19 protein-coding genes are annotated in these 18,613 nt (G+C 68.6%); 10 read left to right on the top strand and 9 right to left on the bottom strand.

What is annotated here, in order from left to right; genetic code table 11:
• Positions 1–42 precede the first annotated feature (42 nt).
• Positions 43–1,572, bottom strand: a complete 1,530-nt coding sequence (locus ACYVKL_RS29880; RefSeq protein ID WP_379166481.1) for a DHA2 family efflux MFS transporter permease subunit — start codon at positions 1,570–1,572, stop codon at positions 43–45.
• A 221-nt stretch (positions 1,573–1,793) separates the two neighbouring features.
• Between ACYVKL_RS29880 and ACYVKL_RS29885 the strand changes: the two genes are divergently transcribed.
• The 5 genes from ACYVKL_RS29885 (at position 1,794) to ACYVKL_RS29905 (ending at position 5,813) form a co-directional block, all read left to right on the top strand.
• Positions 1,794–2,030 (top strand): hypothetical protein, encoded by a 237-nt coding sequence (locus ACYVKL_RS29885; RefSeq protein ID WP_357200153.1) that lies wholly within the window; start codon positions 1,794–1,796, stop codon positions 2,028–2,030.
• 24 nt (positions 2,031–2,054) lie between these two features.
• A complete protein-coding gene (locus tag ACYVKL_RS29890; RefSeq protein WP_213555608.1) occupies positions 2,055–3,161 on the top strand; it encodes an SPFH domain-containing protein in 1,107 nt (368 codons plus the stop codon).
• A 61-nt stretch (positions 3,162–3,222) separates the two neighbouring features.
• Entirely contained in the window at positions 3,223–3,600 is a 378-nt protein-coding gene (locus ACYVKL_RS29895; RefSeq protein WP_379166721.1) for a cold-shock protein, read from the top strand.
• A gap of 51 nt (positions 3,601–3,651) precedes the next feature.
• On the top strand, positions 3,652–4,752 hold the full coding sequence (locus ACYVKL_RS29900; RefSeq protein ID WP_379166482.1) for an ATP-dependent DNA ligase: 1,101 nt from the start codon (positions 3,652–3,654) through the stop codon (positions 4,750–4,752).
• Positions 4,749–5,813, top strand: a complete 1,065-nt coding sequence (locus tag ACYVKL_RS29905) for a DNA polymerase domain-containing protein (protein WP_379166483.1) — start codon at positions 4,749–4,751, stop codon at positions 5,811–5,813. The genes ACYVKL_RS29900 and ACYVKL_RS29905 overlap by 4 nt, the downstream gene beginning before the upstream one ends.
• Positions 5,814–5,825: 12 nt before the next feature.
• Here the strand turns inward: ACYVKL_RS29905 and ACYVKL_RS29910 are convergent, their stop codons facing one another.
• The 3 genes from ACYVKL_RS29910 to ACYVKL_RS29920 form a co-directional block, all read right to left on the bottom strand.
• Complete coding sequence (locus ACYVKL_RS29910; RefSeq protein ID WP_379166484.1) at positions 5,826–6,923, bottom strand: amidohydrolase family protein; 1,098 nt, start codon at positions 6,921–6,923, stop codon at positions 5,826–5,828.
• Between the two features lie 95 nt (positions 6,924–7,018).
• The gene (locus tag ACYVKL_RS29915; RefSeq protein ID WP_379166486.1) at positions 7,019–8,257 is read right to left on the bottom strand and encodes a serine hydrolase domain-containing protein; all 1,239 of its coding nucleotides are present in this window, start codon (positions 8,255–8,257) and stop codon (positions 7,019–7,021) included.
• An 87-nt stretch (positions 8,258–8,344) separates the two neighbouring features.
• Positions 8,345–9,265: a LysR family transcriptional regulator gene (locus tag ACYVKL_RS29920; protein ID WP_379166487.1), complete on the bottom strand. Its 921-nt coding sequence runs from the start codon at positions 9,263–9,265 to the stop codon at positions 8,345–8,347.
• 75 nt (positions 9,266–9,340) lie between these two features.
• Between ACYVKL_RS29920 and ACYVKL_RS29925 the strand changes: the two genes are divergently transcribed.
• Together ACYVKL_RS29925 and ACYVKL_RS29930 are read left to right on the top strand one after the other, a co-directional pair.
• Positions 9,341–10,831 carry an MFS transporter gene (locus ACYVKL_RS29925; protein WP_379166488.1) on the top strand — a complete coding sequence of 497 codons (1,491 nt, stop codon included), beginning with the start codon at positions 9,341–9,343 and terminating at the stop codon, positions 10,829–10,831.
• Positions 10,832–10,972: 141 nt separating this feature from the next.
• The gene (locus ACYVKL_RS29930) at positions 10,973–11,521 is read left to right on the top strand and encodes a YdeI/OmpD-associated family protein (protein ID WP_379166489.1); all 549 of its coding nucleotides are present in this window, start codon (positions 10,973–10,975) and stop codon (positions 11,519–11,521) included.
• A 49-nt stretch (positions 11,522–11,570) separates the two neighbouring features.
• Here the strand turns inward: ACYVKL_RS29930 and ACYVKL_RS29935 are convergent, their stop codons facing one another.
• Positions 11,571–12,407, bottom strand: a complete 837-nt coding sequence (locus ACYVKL_RS29935; RefSeq protein ID WP_379166490.1) for an LLM class F420-dependent oxidoreductase — start codon at positions 12,405–12,407, stop codon at positions 11,571–11,573.
• A gap of 46 nt (positions 12,408–12,453) precedes the next feature.
• Positions 12,454–13,329: an AraC family transcriptional regulator gene (locus ACYVKL_RS29940; protein ID WP_379166491.1), complete on the bottom strand. Its 876-nt coding sequence runs from the start codon at positions 13,327–13,329 to the stop codon at positions 12,454–12,456.
• Between the two features lie 150 nt (positions 13,330–13,479).
• Between ACYVKL_RS29940 and ACYVKL_RS29945 the strand changes: the two genes are divergently transcribed.
• Entirely contained in the window at positions 13,480–14,517 is a 1,038-nt protein-coding gene (locus ACYVKL_RS29945; protein ID WP_379166492.1) for a saccharopine dehydrogenase family protein, read from the top strand.
• 4 nt (positions 14,518–14,521) lie between these two features.
• Here the strand turns inward: ACYVKL_RS29945 and ACYVKL_RS29950 are convergent, their stop codons facing one another.
• The 3 genes from ACYVKL_RS29950 to ACYVKL_RS29960 form a co-directional block, all read right to left on the bottom strand.
• Entirely contained in the window at positions 14,522–15,082 is a 561-nt protein-coding gene (locus tag ACYVKL_RS29950; protein ID WP_357200421.1) for a TetR/AcrR family transcriptional regulator, read from the bottom strand.
• 151 nt (positions 15,083–15,233) lie between these two features.
• On the bottom strand, positions 15,234–16,379 hold the full coding sequence (locus tag ACYVKL_RS29955; RefSeq protein ID WP_379166493.1) for an acyl-CoA dehydrogenase family protein: 1,146 nt from the start codon (positions 16,377–16,379) through the stop codon (positions 15,234–15,236).
• Between the two features lie 85 nt (positions 16,380–16,464).
• Complete coding sequence (locus ACYVKL_RS29960) at positions 16,465–17,160, bottom strand: TetR/AcrR family transcriptional regulator (RefSeq protein WP_379166495.1); 696 nt, start codon at positions 17,158–17,160, stop codon at positions 16,465–16,467.
• Between the two features lie 123 nt (positions 17,161–17,283).
• Here ACYVKL_RS29960 and ACYVKL_RS29965 point away from each other — a divergent pair, with 123 nt between their 5' ends.
• Positions 17,284–17,499 (top strand): hypothetical protein, encoded by a 216-nt coding sequence (locus ACYVKL_RS29965; protein ID WP_213555598.1) that lies wholly within the window; start codon positions 17,284–17,286, stop codon positions 17,497–17,499.
• Complete coding sequence (locus ACYVKL_RS29970; RefSeq protein ID WP_379166496.1) at positions 17,496–18,569, top strand: hypothetical protein; 1,074 nt, start codon at positions 17,496–17,498, stop codon at positions 18,567–18,569. Before ACYVKL_RS29965 ends, ACYVKL_RS29970 begins: the two co-directional genes overlap by 4 nt.
• Positions 18,570–18,613: the final 44 nt, after the last annotated feature.

An 18,613-nucleotide genomic window follows, 5' to 3' on the forward strand; every position in this document is an offset into this window, starting at 1 on the left:
CGGATCGCATGTTCCGGGTGGGCCTTTCGGTGACGCGATTGCTCAGTGCACGACCGCGGGTGCGTCGACCGCGGCGGGTGCGGCGGGTTTGGTGCGGGGCAGGAAGAACGCCGGGATCAGCGTGGCCAGCAGCAGCACGGTGGCCACGACGAAGGTGTGGGCGAAGGCTTGGGCGGCTTGGTCGAAGCCCTGGGCCAGCACCGGCGCCGGCACCTGCTGCGCCACCCGCGGATCGTAGTTGGACGCGATGGCCATCTTCGCTTCCGGGCGGTGGTTGAGCAGGGTGGTCAGCACCACGGAAATGGTTGCGGTGCCGATGGATCCGGCGGTCTGGTTGACGATGTTCATCAGCGTCGAGCCGCGCGCGACCTCACCGTGGGTGAGGGTCTGGATGGCGGCGGTCATGGTGGGCATCATGGTGCAGCCCATGCCCAGACCCATCACGAACAGCACTCCGCACAGCAGCGGATACGGGGTGTCGGCCTTGACCTGGGTCAGTGCGGCCATCGACACCGTCATGATGCTGATGCCGGTGAGCACGATCTTGCCGGGCCCGATCTTGTCGACCAGCCGGCCGGCGATGGGCATGGTGAGCATGGCGCCCAGGCCTTGCGGGGCGATGAGCAGACCGGCGGCCAGGGTGGATTCGCCGCGCACCTGCTGCAGATACGAGGGCAGCAGCAGCCCGGATCCGAAGAACGCCATGGCGAACAGGGTCATGGTCATCACCGCGTAGCGCAGCGATTTGTTCTTGAACAGTCGCAGTTCGATCAGCGGGTGTTCGGTGCGCAGGGCGTGGAAGACGAATGCGATCAGCAGTGCCAGGCCGATGACGGCGGGGATGAGGACCTTGGCCGATTTGATGGTGCCTTCCCCGGGGATGGAGGACACGCCGAACAGGAAGGCGGCCAGACCGGGTGAGGCGAGCAGCATGCCCAGGAAGTCGAAGCTCTGCGAGGGTTCGGGATTGTCGCGCGGGAAGATCGTGTAGGCCAGGATCAGCGCGATGATGCCGATGGGCAGGTTGATCAGGAAGATCCAGTGCCAGCTGAAGGAGTCGATGAGCCAGCCGCCCAGGATGGGGCCGCCGATGGGGCCCAGCAGCATGGGCACGCCGAGCACGGCCATGACGCGTCCGATGCGGGTGGGGCCCGCGGCGTGGGTCATGATCGTCATACCGAGTGGCATGAGCATGCCGCCGCCGAGGCCCTGGATGACGCGGAAGGCGATGAGGGACTCGATGTTCCAGGCCGTCGAGCACAGCACCGAGCCGATCACGAAGAACACCAGCGCCATCATGTAGAGGCGTTTGGTGCCGAATCGGTCGGCGGCCCAGCCGGTCAGGGGGATGACGGTGGCCAGCGCGAGGGTGTAGCCGGTCATGGACCAGGCGGCGATGGCGTAGGTGGTGTTGAAGTCGTGCTGGAAGGTAGGGATGGCGACGGTGACGACGGTGACGTCGAGGATCGACATGATGGCGCCGAGCACCACGACACCGGCGATCTTGAAGACGCCGATGTCCAGCTTGTCGTCGGCGGCGTCGGCCGCCTCGGTATCCGGAGGGGTGGTCACCGCTTCAGCCTGCCAGCCGGTCGGTCGTGAAACCAGCACATTTTTCTCTCGATGGCCATGCGCAGGTCCTCTCTAGCGCGGACGGGTCGCTTCGGAGTCGGATCACCAAAGCATATCGAGCAGTAGCAAACCTGGAGCGATTTCGTGACGGCCCCGCGACGTCGGGCCCCGCGCGTACGCTGGCGATCTCGAGCGGTGCGCCGGTGAGGAGAACACACGCGATGACCGACCCGGTAGTGGGCTTGACCGGTACGCTGACCTCGCCGATCCGGGGCGCGGACGCTCTCGGTGAGGTCCAGGTCGCCATCCGAGGGGGAACCGAGCTCTATATCGCGCGTGCCCGCGAGCCGCTGCCCGCCGGCGCCTCGGTGCTGGTGGTGGCCGCCCATCCCGGTCGTCTCGTCGATGTTGTTGCGTGGGTCCCGCTTCCGGGCGATCGATTACTCGGAATGCTTTGAAAGAACCACAAGGGGAGTCACACGATGCTGGGTTATCACGTTCCCGATCCCGATGAGGCGATGCTGGTCAGCGGTGGCCGCCACGGCAAGGACGGCGGCGCGCCGTTCCGGGTGATCATCGGTCACGGCGCCTGGGTGGTGCCGTTGTTCCGCAAGGTGCGGTATCTGTCGCTGGCGATGTTCGAGGCCGAGATCGGCGAGCGCTGCGTCACCAAGCAGGCCATCCAGCTCGATGTGCGGGCGGTGATCGCGTTCAAGGTCGCCAACGACACCCAGTCGATCGTCAATGCCGCGCAACGGTTCCTGTCCGAGCAGGAGAAGGAGATGAGTGTGCTGACCGGGCGCATCTTCTCCGGTCATCTGCGCTCGATCGTGGGCTCGATGACGGTGGAGGAGATCATCCGTGAGCGCCAGAAGCTGGCCGACGAGGTGCTGGTGGCCTCGAAGGTGGAGATGAGCAATATCGGGTTGTGGGTGGACTCGTTCCAGATCCAGCACATCGACGACGGCAATCTGGGCTACATCGCCGCGCTGGCCGCCCCGCACAATGCCGCCGTGCAGCGGGACGCGCAGATCGCGCAGGCCTCCGCCGCACAGCTCGCGGCCCAGGCCGAGCAGGAGTCCCAGCGCAAGCAGGCCGAGTATCAGCGTGAGACCGCGATCCTCAAGGCGCAGTATCAGCGCGATATCGACAAGGCCAATGCCGAAGCCGCCCAGGCCGGTCCGCTCGCCCAGGCCACCGCCATGCAGGAGGTGCTCGCCGCCCAGGCCGAGCAGGCGCGCAAGCAGGCCGAGTTGCGTGAGCAGCAGTTGCAGGCCGAGGTGGTCAAACCCGCTCGCGCCGAAGCCGATCGGGTGCGCATCCTGGCCGAGGCCGAGGCCGATCGCACGCGTATCCAGGCCGAGGCGGCGGCGTCGAACAATCGGATCGCGCTCGATCAGCTGCTGATCGAGCAGTTGCCCGAGATCGTGAAGCAGGCCGCGGGCGGGTTGTCGAACGCGAATCTGACGGTGCTCAATGGTCCCGACGGGGTGTCGGAGCTCGTCAACGGCATGGTGGGTCAGGGGTTGACGGTCTTCAATTCGTTGCAAAAGGCACTTTCTTCCAACAATGATCAGCCTGCGGACTAAAGTGACCGCGAGAGGGACGCGGCGACGAGGAGCGGGTGTTCAGGTGTCCATCGGGAAATTGGTGTCGTTCGACAGTTCCAGGGGTTTCGGGTTCATACGCCCGGAAGATGGCGGGCCGGATGTGTTCGTGCATGTCAACGACATCGGGCTGGATGAGGACGAGCTGCGGCAGGGGCGGGTTTTCGAATTCGATGTGACCGAGGGTGATCGGGGTCCCAAGGCGATCAATCTGGCGGTGGTGCCGGGTCAGACGGCGGCGCCGGTGCGGCACAAGGGTAAGGAGCATCGCGGGTCGGGGCAGATGAGCGCGGCCGAGCATCGCCGGTTGATCACCGAACTGTTGCTCGATGCCTCCCCGCAGTTGACCGCGGCGGAGATCATCACCATTCGTGACCGGCTCACCGCGTTCGCCGATGCGCACGGGTGGCTCGAAAACTGACCGGTTCGCATTACGATCGGTCTCGGATCCGTCGCGAACCGAGGAGGCCGTGTGCTGTTGCCCGTCATGCCACCGGTGAAACCGATGCTGGCCAAATCGGTCTCGGACTTGCCCCGGGATCCGGGGCTGGTGTTCGAACCGAAATGGGACGGCTTCCGCTGCATCGTCTTCCGCGATGGACCCGAGATCGAACTGGGTTCCCGCAATGATCGACCGCTGACCCGGTATTTCCCCGAGCTGGTGGAACTACTGGGTAAAGCGCTGCCGCCGCGCTGTGTGGTGGACGGGGAGATCGTGGTCGTCACCGAGAACGGCCTGGACTTCGACACCTTGCAGCAGCGGCTGCATCCGGCCGCGTCGCGGGTGAACAAGCTGGCGGTGGAGACTCCGGCCAGTTTCGTGGGCTTCGATCTGCTGGCGCTCGGCGACGAGGATCTGACCGGGCGGCCCTTCGCCGAGCGGCGTGCGCTGCTGGAATCGGTGCTCGACGGCTCGCACGCGGGCACGCATCTGACCCCGATCACCGCCGACCCGGAGGTGGCGCAGGACTGGTTCACCCGGTTCGAGGGCGCCGGGTTCGACGGGGTGATGGCCAAGGCGTCGGATCTGGCGTATCTGCAGGACAAGCGGGTGATGCTCAAGATCAAACATGAGCGCACCGCCGACTGTGTGGTGGCCGGATTCCGCTGGCACAAGGACGGTCAGGGGGTGGGGTCGCTGCTGCTGGGCCTGTTCGACGACGAGGGCAATCTGCATCATGTGGGGGTGGCGTCCTCGTTCACCGCGGCGCGGCGCACGGAACTGGTCGAGGAGCTGGCCCCGTTGCGGGAGAACGCGCTCGAGAATCATCCGTGGCGTTCCTGGGCCGATGCGGCCGCCCAGGCCAAGGCCGATGGCAAGATGCCCGGCGGGGTGAGCCGCTGGACCGGCGGCAAGGATCTGTCGTGGGAGGCGTTGCGCCCGGAGCTGGTGGCCGAGGTGCGCTATGAGCATGTGATGGCGGGGCGGTTCCGGCACGGCGGGCGACTGGTGCGTTTCCGCAGCGACCGCACTCCCGCCTCGTGTACGTACGCTCAGCTCGACGAGGTCGCGCCCGCGGAGCTGGCCGATATCTTCGCCGAGGCCAGACAGTCGAAAGGGACCGCGCGGTGAGTGATTCGGTGCAGGTGGAGGTGGCCGGGCGCACGCTGTCGGTGTCCAATCCGGGCAAGGTGTATTTCTCCAAACGCGGTGACACCAAGCTGGATCTGGTGAATTACTATCTGGCCGTTGCCGATCCGATCATGCGCACCATCGGTGGGCGGCCGGTGCTGCTGGAACGCTACCCCGACGGGGCGTCGGGCAAGTCGTGGTTCCAGAAGCGGGTGCCGTCCTCGGCGCCGGACTGGCTGCAGACCACCGTCGTCTCCACCCCCAACGGCACCACCAGCGACGCGCTGGTGGCGGTGGACATGGCGCATATCGTGTGGGCGGTCAACTTGGGCTGCTTGGGTTTTCACGTGTGGCCCACCCATGCCGGCGCGGAAGCCGCGTCGACGTTCCCGCCGGTTCTCGACGCCGCCGGTACCGTGCTGCCGCCGACCGGGGTGACCGATGAACTGCGCATCGACCTCGATCCCTCCCCCGGTATCGGTTTCGACGATCTGCGCGCCGCGGCGTTCGCCACGCGCGAGTTGTGCACGGAGCTGGGTATCGATGTGCGGGTGAAGACCTCGGGCTCGCGGGGCCTGCACCTGTACGCGATGCTCGAGCCGCAGTGGGACGGCTATCAGGTACGCGCGGCGGCGGTGGCCTTGGCCCGTGAGCTCGAACGCCGCCACCCCGACGACATCACCGCGGCCTGGTGGAAAGAGGAACGCGGGTCGCGGGTGTTCGTCGACTTCAACCAGAACGCCCCCCACAAAACGGTTTTCGGCGCCTGGTGTGCGCGCCCGAAGGTCGGCGCGCAGGTCTCCACCCCGATCTCCTGGGACGAGCTGGCCACCATCGTGCCCGACGAGCTGACCATTGCCACGGTCCCGGCCCGGGTCGCCGAGTTGGGCGATCCGTGGGCCGACCGCACCCCGCAGTCCTTGACTCCCCTGCTGGAGATGTCGGACAAGGACATGGCCGCGGGCTTGATGGACGCCCCCTGGCCCCCGGTCTATCCGAAGATGCCCAACGAGCCTCCGCGTGTGCAGCCGAGCAAGGCCCGCAAGGACAGTGGCGACTAGGTTCGGTTCGCCTCAGTCCGTGATCGGTTGTGCGGGAGCATGTTCGGCGCCCCCGCACCAGATCTTGCGGATGGCGCGGGTGGCGGTGATGTCGGCGAGGGGGTCGGCGTCGAGCAGGACGAGGTCGGCGCGCAGGCCGGGGGTGATGGTGCCGCGGTCGGTGAGGCCGAAGTGGCGGGCCGGGATGGCGGTGGCGGCGTTGAGGGCATCGGCCGGGGTGAGGCCGGCGTGGACGAGCAGTTCGAGTTCGTGGTGCAGGCTGGCGCCGTGGGCAGGGTGGAACGGGATGCCGGGCATGTCGTTGGCGTCGGTGCCGGCCATGATGGGGATCCCGGCGGCATGCAGGGCGGCGACGGTGGCCAGGGTGGCCGCGAAATGGGCACTGACGCCGTAGATCTCGGCGACGCCTTCCATCATGGTCAGGGTGGGGACGACCTGATGTGCGCCGGTGGCCAGGCGTTCGATGTCGGCGGCGGGGATGCGCAGGCCGATGGGGACGTGGGTGAGGATGTCGGCGCCGGCGTCGATGGCCATCGCGTAGGCGCCGGGGGTGGAGGCGTGGGCGATGACGCGCAGGTTGCGGGCGTGGGCGGCGGTGACGACGGCTTTGGCGGTGTCGGCGTCGGGGCCGCCTTCGCCGGGGGCTTCCAGGATCACCTTGATGTAGTCGCTGCCGGCCGAAACACGCTGGGCCACCATGGTTTCGGCATGCTCGGGACCGGCGATGATGCCGACCTCGGCGATACCGGGGACCTGGGCGTGCACGCCCGCCGAGCCGATGATCGGGGCGCCGGCGCTGCGCACGGTGGTGGTGGCGGTCCGGGCGCGCAGCGCCGCGATCAGTGCGGTGTCGACCGATCCCATGTCCAGGGCGGTCGTGACGCCGTGGGCGGCATAGTGATCGAGCGCCTCGGGGCTGTCCAGGTGCACGTGGGCGTCGATGAGGCCGGGGATGAGGATGGCGCCCTGGGCGTCGAGGATCTGCGCACCCTCGGGGTCGGTGCCGATCCGGTCGCCGTCGATCACCACGGTCGTCGGTTCACCGATCTCCCGGCCGTCGAAGACACGGACATTGCGGATGGCAAGCTTGTTCTCGGATTCTCCCCACATGCCCCCCAATCTAGAACCGGTTTCAGACTGGGGACAAGATCGAATCGCGGGGCGGCCGCGCGGTTTCCGACACCGACGGCCGCCCTCGGCGTGGGTCAGGCGGCTCCGGCGGTGCGCTGGTCGGCGAAGGCCGCGGGTTGGCGGGCGCCGCGCATGATCAGGTGCAGCAGGCCCACGAACAGGGTTTGGTCGAGTGGGCTCCAGCCCAGTGACATGCGGTTGTGGACGAATCCGACGGCGATGCCGGAGTCGGGGTCGGCCCAGCCCATCGACCCGAACAGGCCCATGTGCCCGTAGCCGCGCGGCGCGTGCGGGGACGGGAAGCTGTGGTAGCCGACGTGCCAGAACGGGATCACCAGGGCGCGGTCGAGCTGGTAGGTGCGGATGCGTTGCAGCCCGCGCACGGTCTCGGCCGACAGGTAGGGGCGGCCGTCGACGTAGCCGTCGCAGGCCAGGGCGCTGTACATCTTGGCCAGGGCGGGCGCGGTGCACACGGCGTTGCCGGCGGGCAGCGCGGTGTCGAGGATGGCGGGGCGGTCGCCACGGAAGATCGATTCCAGGCCCGGCACATAGATCGAGGAGATCGGGGAGCGCAGCAGTCGCGGCAGTTGCGGCACCGCGGTGGCGACCGGCCCCGGAATCGTGCGTTCGGCAAGGGTTTTCAGGGAGCCGACCAGGTCGGCGGGCCGGGTGCGGGCCCCGGCCGGCGGGCGGCCCAGGTGGATGCCGTCGACGCCGAGGGGTTCGGCGACCTCGCTGCGGTAGAGGCGGGTCATGTCGTGGCCGGTGATGGCGCGCGCGAGACCGTTCATCAGCCAGCCGATGGTGAGCGCGTGGTAGATCGGTTTGCCCAGCAGGTGATCGGGTTTCGCGGCGGCCAGGCGCGCCTCCATCAGTTCGTGGTCGAGCACCTCGCCGGGGGTGGTGGCCGGTAGCGCGGACAGGCCCGCGCGGTGGCTGAGCAGTTCGGTGACGGTGATGGAACCTTTGCCGTGCGCGGCGAATTCGGGCCAGTATTCGGCGACAGGGGCGTTGTAGTCGAGCAGGCCGCGGTCGGCCAGGCGCGCGAGCACGGTGGCCGAGACACCTTTGGACGCGGAGTACACCATGGCGCCGGTGTCGGCGGTCCAGGCGGTGCCGTGCGCGTCGGCGGACCCGGCGTGGACATCGACGACCGGTTGCCCGTGCTCGTAGACCGCCAGGGCGCCGCCGTTGCCGCGGCGGCCCGCCAGGACCCGGGCGAATGTCTTGACAGCGGAATCGAATCGGGGGTCGGCGGTGCCGTGCACCCCGGTGGGCAGTCCGGCAGCGGCGGCGGAGCGCGAGGTCGTCATCGATCCACGGTAGCGGCGGCACCACAACCCCCACAAGGTGTGTCTGGGACAATTTTCGGAGTGGGGCTCGAGGTTTCGGCGCCCGCGCTACGGGAACGCTGACGTCTCTGCCGTTCCCAGCGCGGTGCGCAGGGTGTCGCGCAGCCAGCGTTGGGCGGGGTCGGCGTCGAGGCGGGCGTGCCAGAGCAGGCGGATGTCGACCTCGGGCAGGGCTGCGGGAATGGGAAACCAGCGCAGCCCCAAGGTGTCCGCGTACTGTTCGGCCAGCCGTTGCGGGACCAGCCCGACATTGGGGGTCGCCGAAACCAGTAGCGCGGCAAGGGCGGAGGTGGGGACGACCGCGGCGACGTGGCGGTGCAGGCCCGCGGCGGCGAGCGCCTCGTCGAGGGGGCCGTGGGCGCGCCCGCGTCGCGAGGCCGACACGTGCGGGTGGCGGCACAGTTGCGCGAGGGTGGGGCGGCGGTGCCTACCCAGGGGATGGTCGGCGCGCACGATGCCGACGAGGCGTTCACGGTAGAGCACGGCCGACCGGATGTCGGGGGCGGTGGTGGTGTCGGCGCCGATGTCGAGATCGACCGAGCCGTCCCGCAAGGCTTCGAGGCTTTCGTTGCCTTCGGGGACGAAGCGCAGGACCACTCCGGGGGCATGAGCGGCGGTCGCTTCGACGGCCGCGGTGACCAGGGTCGCGGCGACACCGTCGTTGATGCGGATCGCGAAAGTGCGCTTCAGAGAGGCGATATCGATCGCGCGATCGGCGCTGATCAGCGCCGAGGCTTCCTCGAGCAGGGATCTCACTCGGGGCGCGGTACGCAGCGCGAATGGGGTCGGCGCCATCGCGCGCCCGGCACGCACCAGGATCGGGTCACCCATGGCCCGCCGCAACCGGCCCAGCGCACGGCTGGTCGCCGGGATCGACAGGTGCAGGCGCTCGGCCGCGGCGGTGACACTGCTGTCCTGCAGCAGCGCGTCGAACACGCGCAGCAGGTTCAGGTCGAGCTGCTCGGTCATTGTTGCATCCTATGCAATCCAAGGTTGCCGAAGTTGCGTGGCACAGATATATGACTGGTCAATAGCGTGCAGTGCATGCAAATGAACCTCGTGAACCGCGATACCGCGGTCTTGCCGAGTCCGGTGAGGCGCGGGCTGGTGGCGGTGATGTGCGCCTGTGTGGTGCTGGTGGTCGGGATGGTCGCCGCGATCAACCTGGCCGTCCCGATGCTGGCCGCCAGCCCCTTACATCCCTCGGCGTCGGCGCTGGTGTGGATCGTGGACTCCTATGTGATCGTGTTCGCCTGCCTGGTGATCCCCGGTGGCGCGGCCGGCGACCGTTTCGGCCGCAAGGGCGTGCTGCTGGGCGGGCTGGTGGTGTTCGCGGTGGGCGCGCTGGCGTCGGCGGCGGCCCCGAATGTGGCTGTGCTGCTGGCGGGTCGCGCGATCACCGGCGCCGGGGCCGCGGCCGTGCTGCCGAACACGCTGGCGGTGCTGTTGCACGCCGTGCCCGCCCAACGCAAGGCCGCGACGATCGCGACATGGGCGTCGATGACCGGGATCGGTGGCGTGCTGGGCAATGTCGGTGGCGGGGCGGTGCTCTCGGGCGGCTCGTGGCGATGGCTGTTCGTGGCCGGGGCGCCGATCGCGTTGGGGCTGGCCGCACTGGCGGGGTGGGTCGCGCCGGTGTCGGCGCGCCATGATCGCCGCCTGGATCCGATCGGGACGCTGCTGTTGGTGGCGGCGTCGGTGGCGCTGCTGGTCGGCATCGTCGAGGGGCCGGTGGCGGGTTGGGGTAGCGTCTTGGTTGTCGCCGGGTTCGTCAGTGCTGCTGTGCTTTTCGTGGCGTGGACGGTGGTGGAGTTGCGGGTCGAGCATCCGCTGCTGGATCCGCGACTGTTCGCTTCGCCCGGTTTGCGTAGTGCGTGCTTGGGGATGACGACGGTGTTCTTCGGCATGTTCGCGTTGTTCTATGTGAATGCGTCGTTTCTGCAGTACGTCAAGGGATTCGGGGTGCTGCGCACCGGGCTGGGCGTGATTCCGCTGACCGTGCCGGTGATCGTCGGTGCACGGCAGGTGGGGCGGCTGGTCGGGCGGATCGGTTTGGACGCGACGATCGCGGTGGCGTTCGGTTTCGTGGGCGGTGGACTGCTGGGCCTGTCGACCTGCGGCTCCCACACCCCCTATGCGGTGTATGCGGGGTGGCTACTGGTCACCGGTGTCGGTGTGACGCTGGCGCTTCCGACGCTGTCGGGGGCGATCACCGGATCGCTTCCGCAAGCGCTGGCCGGGGTGGGCGCAGGATTGCAGGCCACCACACGCGAGTTCGGCAGCGCACTGGGTGTCGCGGTGATCGGCACCGTCGCCACGGCCCGTTTCGCATCCGCCCTGCCCGAGGATCTGCGGGCCGGTGGCACGCACACCGTCGCCCAAGCTTTGGCGGCCGCACCCGGGCGGGCCGATGACGTGGTCGCGGCGTTCGTGTGCGGCGCCGATGCCGGACTGCGGGCGGTCGGTGTGGCGGTGCTGGTCCTGGGCGGGCTGGTCGTGCTGCAAGCGCTCCTGTCGCGGCGCGCAACCCGATAACTCTCACCTCTGCATCAAAGGAGTACATCATGTTCGACGACATCCGATCCGGCGCTTACGGCCACGCGTGACCAAGAAATTGTCCTGACACCACTGCTGATGGCGTCGTCGGTGTCGGTGCTTGCTGTCACAGTGACGGTCATGGATTCGGTGACCTTCCGCGACGCGGACGCCTTCGATGCCTGGCTCGCGGTCAATCATGAGCGGCCCGACGGGGTGTGGATTCGGATGGCGAAGAAGGGGTCGGGGATCGCGTCGCTGACCGAGGACGAGGCGGTCGATGTCGGGTTGTGCTGGGGCTGGATCTCCGGGCAGCGCACCGCCCTGGATGCCGAGTTCTATCTGCAGAAATATGTGCCGCGGCGGCCGGGCAGTTTCTGGTCGCAGGTCAACGTGGACAAGGTGGCCGTATTGACCGAGGCGGGGCGGATGCGGGGGCCGGGGCTGGCGCAGGTGGCTGCGGCGCGGGCGGATGGACGTTGGGCGGCGGCCTATCCGTCGCAGGCGAACTTCACGCTGCCACCGGATTTGGCTGCCGCACTGGCGGATCGGCCGCGCGCGCTGGCGGCCTATGAGGCGTTGGACCGGACGCGGCAGTACGCGATCGTGTTGGAGGTGCTGCGCACGAAAACACCGAAAACGCGGGCTTCGCGGGTGTCGAAAACCGTCGATGCCCTCGATCACGACTGAGAGCAGTCGATTCCGGGCGGCAGGAGAACTCCCCTGCCGCCCGGATTCCTCATTTCAGGTGTTCGCTCAGCAGCGGGGCCAGGGTGCGCAGGGTGGCGAGGGCGTCGTCGTCGAGGACTTGCAGGGCGACGTGGTCGGCGCCGGCGCGTCGATGCTCGGCGAGGCGGTCGATGATCTGCGCCGCGCTGCCGTGCGCGACGACCGCGTCGATGTAGCGGTCCCCGCCGGGCGCGGTCAGGTCGGTGTCGTCGAAACCGAAGCGGCGCAGATTGTTCACGTAGTTGGTCAGGCCGAGATAGAAGCCCGCCCGCTCCCGGCCGCGGGCGCGCGCCCGTTCGGCGTCGGTGTCGAGAACGACTTTGTGTTCGACGGCGACCAGCGCGTCGGGGCCGAGGATCTCGCGCAGTTGCGCGGTGTGCTCGGGCACCGTCAGATACGGCAGGGCGCCGGCGGTGCGGTCGCGGGCCAGGCGCGCCACGCGCGGACCCAGCGCGGCCAGGGCGCGGCCGTGGCGGGGGACGCCGCGGGCGTCGAGCACGTCAAGGTAGTCGACCAGGGCGTCATAGGGTTTGGTGTAGTCGGTGGTCTGCTCGCGGTGCCCGGCGCCGATACCGAGCAGGAAGCGGCCGGGGAATTTGTCGTCGAGCCGCAAGTAGGTGTCGGCGGCGGCTTCGGGGGCACTGGCCCACACGTTCACGATGCTGGTGGCGACCACCAGCGATTCGGTGGCGGCCAGCAACTGTTCGTAGCCGTCCCAGTCCACCGGTGGCGAGCCGCCGAGCCAGATCGTGCCGAAGCCCAATTCTTCGAGTTCCCGCGCCGAGTGCGGGGTGAACTGCGGATGGGGCTGCCACACACCGAATGTTCCCAAGCCGTCGAATGCCATATCGGCCACCAACAGCGCGCAACCGGCCCGCATTCCCGGCCGGCGTCTAAGCGGCTGCGGGGCGTCGGTGGGTGCGGAATCGTCCCGGCGCTACCCCGTATTCGCGTTTGAACGCTTTGGCGAACGCGTATTCCGAGGTGTATCCGGACCTTTCCGCGACGACCCGCACCAGCAGGTCGGTCTCGCGCAGCAGTTTCGCCGCGCACGTCATGCGCCACCACGTCAGGTAGGTCAGGGGCCCGATGCCCAGGGTGGCGGTGAACCGTTGTGCGAACACCGAGCGTGACACCGTCGCGCGCGCGGCTAGCGATTGCACCGTCCACGGCACGCCCGGTTCGGCGTGGATGGCTTGCAGGGCGGCGTGCACGACCGGATCACGCAGAGCGGCAACCCATCCGGTGTCGGCGGCATGAGCCTGGTGCCAGGCGCGCACCATGAACAGCAGCAGCACTTCCAGCAGCGGCGCGATCGCCCCGGATCGGTCGTCGGTGTCGAGTTCGTGGCCGAGCAGGTCGATCGCGGCCCGCAACGGACTGTGCTGCCCGACGCGGGCGGGCAGATGGACCACATCGGGCAACTCCGCCAGTGCGGGGTGGGCGCGCGAATCGTCGAGAGCGTAAGCGCCACACAGCAATACGGTCTGGGCGCCGGAATCGGCGACACCGGACCGATGCTCACCACCGGGACTGTCGGCAATCGCGTGGCCGCGGCTGCGCGGCAGGAACGCCACGTCGCCGACCTGCAGGTGGATCGGGTCGCCGTCGTCGGGCAGTAACCAGCACGAACCTTGCAGCACGACATGGAAGCCGGCGCTGTTGCCGGCGGCCGGGAAGTGGGTGTGCCAGCGGCCGCGGCGAACGGTGCGGTTGGAATGCGGTGTGCCCAGGCGCATCGCGGCGACGGCGTCGCTGAGAATGTCCACGACTCCCACGGTACCGGCGATGCACACGCACCCGGACGATCGGACATCTGAATCGGACTTTTGAGCATGGATCGTCCGAATGTGGCTGCTTAGCGTGGGTTGCGAGCCGATACGCGGCTCATCCCCCTCGATTCGACGGAGTTGTCCCCCATGCGTATTGCAGTGCACGGCGCGAGCGGTTTCACCGGTTCCCTCGTCGTCACCGAACTCGTTCGCCGCGGCTTCACCCCGGTGCTGGTCGGGCGCGACGAGACCCGGCTGCGCGCGGTGGCCGCCCGCGCGGCGATCCCCGACCCGCAGATCCGTGTGGCGCGTCTCGATGACATCGATGCGCTCGCGGCCGTGTTCGCCGACACCGACGCGGTGATCAACACGGCCGGACCCTTCACCCGCTGGGGTGAACCGGTGGTGCGGGCCGCGATCGCCGCGGGCCGCCACTACCTCGACACCACCGGCGAACCCGCCTACCTGCAGCACATTCTGACCACCTACGACGAGCCCGCGAAAGCGGCCGGGATAGCGGTGATCCCGGCCGTCACCGACGACGGCGTGCCCGGCGACCTCATCGCCGCGCTGACCGCGGCCCGCCTCGACGCACCGCCCGCGCAGATCGTGATCGCCGACCTGCGCCGGCCCGGGGCGGCCTCGCGTGGCACGGCCCGCTCGATGGCCGCGATCATGGTCGACGAACAGATCGAATACCGCGACCGCGCATGGGTATCGGTGCACGAACCCGACACCACCGTGCACGAGCCGGGCGAGACCACACCGGTGGACGTGAGCGCCTTGGCGCTGCCAGGGGTGTACACGATCCCCCGTCACCTGGACGTGCCGGTGGTGCGCGGGGTCATGCGCACCGAAGTCGGGGTGTTGTTCGCGGCGTTGAATGCCGAAGTCGCCGAGACCCTTCCGGAGGCTCCCGACGCGGCCGAGCGCGCCGCATCGCGCTGGTGCATGCTCGCCGAGGCCACCGACGTGAACGGCGCCCGCGTGCGCGGCTGGGCCGGAGGCGTGGACGCCTACGCCTCGACCGCGGTGATCGCGGTGGAGGCCGCGCGCCGGCTGGTGGCCGAGGGCGCACCGGCGGGAACCCTCGCCCCGGCACAGGCCTTCGACGCAGCGAGCTTCCTCACCTACCTGGCCACCACGGGAATGACCTGGCAGGTCGAGGAAGTCGCCACCGTGTGACCGGTCAGCTGTTGGCGTCGACCTTGGCGAAGGTTTCGGCGACCAGCGTGGTCAGCGCGTCCGCGAGCAGGTGGTGCACCTGTTCGCGGGTCAGGCTGCCGCGCACGATCCATTCGCGCCCGGCGGCCTTGACCAGACCGCCGTAACAGCGCACCAGGGCCCGCAATTCGGCCGAATGCAACGAGTCGGCCAGGCCCATCATCGCGACCATGCGGTCGGCGGCGGCGTAGTCGGCCTCGTCGAGGATGCGCTGCACCTCCGGGTCGTCGCCGACACCTTCGTGACCGGTGACCTTGACCCAGGTGCTGCCGTGCTCGCCGATGGTGTCGAGCAGCCAGGACACGCTGGCGTCGACGCGATCGCGCAGCGGGCCGGCGGGCACGCTCATCTTCTCCGGGCGCGGCAGGGTCACCATGCGGCGCACCACCGCCAGGTACAGGTCGCGCTTGTTGCCGAAGTAGTGGTTGATCAGCCCGCGCGCCACCCCGGCCCGCTGGGCCAGCTCCGCGGTGGACACCGCCGCGTACGGGCGCTCGCCGAACATGTCGATCGCGCAGGACAGGATCTGCGCGCGACGTTCGTCGGGTTCGAGCCGGCGACGGCGCGACGGAGCGTCCGCCGCGTCGTCGACCGTCGCGCCGGTGTCGTTACCACCGCCGGGCCGCGCGGGCGCGGGGGTGTCAGCGTTACCGCCGGGCCGTGGCGGCGCGGGGGTGTCAGAGTGAGCGGGCAATGAGATCCTTCATCACCTCGTTGGCTCCTGCGAGGATTCGCAGGACCCGAGCGCCGGTGTACAGCTGCGAGATCGGGTATTCGGTCATGTATCCGTAGCCGCCGAAGAACTGCAGGCAGCGATCCACCACATTACCGAGTTGATCGGTCAACCAGTATTTGGACATGGCGGCGGTGGGGATATCGAGCTCCCCGCGCAGGTGCTTGCTGATGCAGTCGTCGAGGAATACGCGCCCGACCTTGGCGATGGTCGCGCACTCGGCCAGCTCGAAGCGGGTGTTCTGCATGGCGAACAGCGGCTTGCCGAACGCTTCGCGGCCCTTGGTGTAGTCGACAGTCAGCTGGACCGCCTTCTCGGTCATGGCGACCGCGAGGATGGCGGTCACCAGCCGTTCCTGGGCCAGCATCTGCATCATCTGATAGAAGCCGCGGCCCTCGGCCTCACCGAGCAGGTTCGACGCGGGCACGCGCAGGCCGTCGAAGAACAGCTCGGCGGTGTCCTGGGCCTTGCCGCCGATCTTGGACAGGATCCGGCCGCGCTTGAAGCCGGGGGTGTCGTCGGAAACCTCGGCGAAGATCAGCGAGACCCCGGACGCGCCCTGGGTGGGGTCGGTCTTGCAGGCGATGATGATGCCGTCGCACAGCCAGCCGTTGGAGATGAAGATCTTCGAGCCGGTGATGACGTATTCGTCGCCCTCGCGCACCGCGCGGGTCTTGATGTTCTGCAGATCCGAGCCGGTGCCCGGTTCGGTCATGCCGATCGAGAGCACCATCTCACCGCTGGCCGCCTTGGGCAGCACCCGCTGCTTGAGGTCCTCGGACCCGAACTCGTGCACGTAGGGCGCGATGATCGAGGAGTGCACCGACATGCCCAGGGAGCCGTCCCCGGCGTGGGCCTGGGCCTCGATGATGGCGGCCTCGTGGGCGAAAGTGCCGCCGCCACCGCCGTATTCGGTGGGGATGGCCGCGCACAGCAGGCCCAGTTCGCCGGCCCGGTTGTAGAGGGCGCGGTCGGGGTGGCCCTGCTCGATGAATTTGTCGGTGTGCGGAATCACCTCCTTCTCGAAGAAGGTGGTCGCCAGCGTCCGTACCGCCTCGACCTCGTCGTCGCTCCATGCGGGGCGTGCCATCGCAGAGTCCTTCGCTTGCCTCAGTGGTGCGCAGAAGCGCCTCGCCCCTCAGCGTGCACGGCTATTGGCGTTGTGTCAACAACTGTCAATTATCGGCCGAACGGGACTGATTCACCTCGGCGAACGTCGAGAAGATCGGCACGTCGGGATCCGCGACAACACCTTGGCGCCGCAGAAAACTGTCGATCAAACCCCACACCAGCTCGGCCGCCTGCTCCACGAACTCCGCGGTCTGCTCCGCGCTCGGCGTATCCGAATCCGACAACCACAGATCGGTGATCGACACCAACGCGCCCGTCACCGCCCGTGACAGGTAATCCAGCCCCACCGTGTCCAGCGGCACCGCCTCGGCCACCGAACGCGACACCCGCTCCAACCGCAGCGCCGCCTCCCGCCCCAGATCCAACTGCAACACACCCGCCCCCGCCTGCTGCACCACCGGCGCCTGACCCAGATACCGGAAAACGTTGGGATGCTCCAGAATTCCCTGCGCGTACTCGGTGAACACCCGCCGCAACGCCTGCCGCGGCGGATGCAGCATCAACGTCATATCCGTGCCCGCCGCCGCGAACGCCCGCCGCGACATCCGCGCCGCGATCTCGGTGAACAAATCCCCCTTGTCCGCGAACTGCCGATACAACCGCGGCTTGGTGATCTGGGCCTCGCGAGCGATGTCATCCATGCTCGGGCGCGGACCGGCCCGATCGATCACCCGGATCGCGGCGTCCACGATCTCCTCACGCGACACCATCCGAATCCCCCCGGCGTTGCTACGAACCACCCGCGCAGCATACCCGTACCACCGGTACGAACAGATGTGGCGGTCATCCCACTTGATCCAGAACAGAACGTACTGCCAGTATCGATTGCCGTACCGGCAGTACGCACAACCGGAGAGACACCGATGTCAGACCCAGCCCGCCACCTCGGCGACACCCTGCAGGCCCCGCTGCCCGAAGCCTTCCACCAGCTCCCGGACACCGACCTCACCGAACTCCACCGCCTCCTCGAAGCCGCCAAGACCCGACGCCGCGCCACCCTCGACGCCGCCATCGGCTCCTCCCTCGACTTCGTCCCGCGCCTCATGCGCCCCGCCGTCAAGAAAGCACTGGGTCTATGAGCGAACACCTCGCCGCCGTCGCCGAAACCACCAAACTCGCACGCGTACTCGGCATCTCCGACCCCACCGAACTCGACTTCCTCGTCGACCTCCCCCCGGCCGCACTCCGCCAATACCGCGAACGCGTCACCGACCTGCTCTTCGACCGCGACGCCAAACGCATGAAGGCCATCGCCGCCGCCAGCAAAATCGTCCCCGTCGCCATCAGCTCCAAAATCGCCGAACGCGCCTTCGGACCCGTCCTGTGCGCGGCCGTCGCCGGCGCCGTCGAACCCCAACGCGCCGTCGACATCGCCAAGAACCTCACCGCGGACTTCCTCGCCGAAACCGCCGTCCTGCTCGACCCCCGCCGCACCGCCGCCATCATCGCCGCCGTCCCCGCCACAATGGTCACCGACGTTGCACGCGAACTACTCTCCCGCGGCGACCACATCACCATGGGACGCTTCGTCCACGTCGTCCCCGAACCCGCCCTGCGCGCCGCCGCCCCCGTCATGAGCGACCCCGACCTACTGCGCATCGGCTTCCTCCTCGAAGACAAAACCGCCATCGACCGCGTCCTGCACATCGTCGCCGACCGCGTCCCCGGCGTCATCCGCGCCGCCCACGAACAAGACATGTGGGCCGAAGGCATCGACCTGCTCGACAACATCGCACCCCACAACCGCGCCTGGATCGGCGACATCACCGCCGCCCTCGGCGACGACGTCCTCGACGCCCTCATCACCGCCGTCGCCCGACTCGACGCCTGGGCCACCCTGCTCCCCATCACCAGCGCCATGAGCCCCGACAGCCTGCGCCTGTTCGCCCAACGCCCCAGCGTCCACGACGAAACCATCCTCACCGCCATCATCACCACCGCCGCCGACCACGACCTCTGGTCACAGGCCCTGCCCCTCATCGACGCCGCCCTCACCACCGACACCCCGGACACGGTGTGGCAGACCCTCATCCACCAGCGCGACCGCATCCCCGCACCCCTTCTCACCGAGCTCGCCGCACACGCCCGCGCACTCGGACACGACCAGTACGGCGACCAACTCCAACCCCTCGGCACCGCCACCCACTGAACCCCGCACCACCCCCGACGCCCGGCCCCCACCACGGCCGGGCG

Source organism: Nocardia tengchongensis (genome assembly GCF_054781395.1).

Excerpts from the sequence above, each read along its gene's own strand:
- ACYVKL_RS29885 (WP_357200153.1), top strand. The coding sequence starts at position 1,794 with ATGACCGACCCGGTAGTGGGCTTGACCGGTACGCTGACCTCGCCGATC.
- ACYVKL_RS29890 (WP_213555608.1), top strand. The coding sequence starts at position 2,055 with ATGCTGGGTTATCACGTTCCCGATCCCGATGAGGCGATGCTGGTCAGC.
- ACYVKL_RS29910 (WP_379166484.1), bottom strand. The coding sequence starts at position 6,923 with ATGTGGGGAGAATCCGAGAACAAGCTTGCCATCCGCAATGTCCGTGTC.
- ACYVKL_RS29915 (WP_379166486.1), bottom strand. The coding sequence starts at position 8,257 with ATGACGACCTCGCGCTCCGCCGCCGCTGCCGGACTGCCCACCGGGGTG.
- ACYVKL_RS29920 (WP_379166487.1), bottom strand. The coding sequence starts at position 9,265 with ATGACCGAGCAGCTCGACCTGAACCTGCTGCGCGTGTTCGACGCGCTG.
- ACYVKL_RS29925 (WP_379166488.1), top strand. The coding sequence starts at position 9,341 with ATGCAAATGAACCTCGTGAACCGCGATACCGCGGTCTTGCCGAGTCCG.
- ACYVKL_RS29930 (WP_379166489.1), top strand. The coding sequence starts at position 10,973 with ATGGATTCGGTGACCTTCCGCGACGCGGACGCCTTCGATGCCTGGCTC.
- ACYVKL_RS29935 (WP_379166490.1), bottom strand. The coding sequence starts at position 12,407 with ATGGCATTCGACGGCTTGGGAACATTCGGTGTGTGGCAGCCCCATCCG.
- ACYVKL_RS29945 (WP_379166492.1), top strand. The coding sequence starts at position 13,480 with ATGCGTATTGCAGTGCACGGCGCGAGCGGTTTCACCGGTTCCCTCGTC.
- ACYVKL_RS29955 (WP_379166493.1), bottom strand. The coding sequence starts at position 16,379 with ATGGCACGCCCCGCATGGAGCGACGACGAGGTCGAGGCGGTACGGACG.
- ACYVKL_RS29965 (WP_213555598.1), top strand. The coding sequence starts at position 17,284 with ATGTCAGACCCAGCCCGCCACCTCGGCGACACCCTGCAGGCCCCGCTG.
- ACYVKL_RS29970 (WP_379166496.1), top strand. The coding sequence starts at position 17,496 with ATGAGCGAACACCTCGCCGCCGTCGCCGAAACCACCAAACTCGCACGC.